This is a genomic window from Kosakonia sp. MH5, from assembly GCF_009935945.1.
Classification (GTDB): domain Bacteria; phylum Pseudomonadota; class Gammaproteobacteria; order Enterobacterales; family Enterobacteriaceae; genus Kosakonia; species Kosakonia radicincitans.
This window is the reverse complement of the sequence record NZ_QODH01000052.1, coordinates 1-501: the sequence shown is the minus strand read 5'-3', so window position 1 is coordinate 501 and position 501 is coordinate 1. Positions and strand designations below refer to the sequence as shown.

General features: G+C 43.7%; 1 protein-coding gene. It reads right to left on the bottom strand.

Annotated features, from left to right (window positions below; all coding sequences use genetic code 11):
* Positions 1–29: 29 nt before the first annotated feature.
* A partial coding sequence (locus DK872_RS28115) for an SUEL-type lectin domain-containing protein (RefSeq protein ID WP_161519146.1) occupies positions 30–501 on the bottom strand: 472 nt, incomplete at its 5' end.

Genomic DNA, 501 nt, shown 5'->3' with positions numbered 1-501 from the left:
ATTTCAATCACCTTCTGATGCAGATCATGCTAAACTCGTATGCAGGAATAGGTCACTTCCAGGTACTTATAGATCCCTACACATGGATCAGAGAACTCCGAATTTGAAGCTTGTACATGACAAGACTGCTTTCCATTGCACCTGGAACGCATACGCGCAGTCTGATCAGAGTTACAGTGGGTTGAAGTTGCGAATTTATGAGGACAGGTTGCAAGATTCCGCCGTCCATAATTGGCATAATAAACGGAAATAACACCTTTCCCACAGGTAATGTCAGCTCTGAAACCTTCACAAGTTATGTGCTGCTTAGGTTTGAGACATTCATAAGATACTTCCAGGTATTTATAGGTCCCAAAACAGGGATCATTGAAAACGGAGTTCACTGCTTGAACAGAACAGCTTTTTTTTCCATTACACTGTGTGGCCATCGTTTGGAGGGATGTTTCTGAGGAGCAGTGAACATTTGAGAGCTGCCCAGGAGGTTTCCCAGCAGAGCAAGTT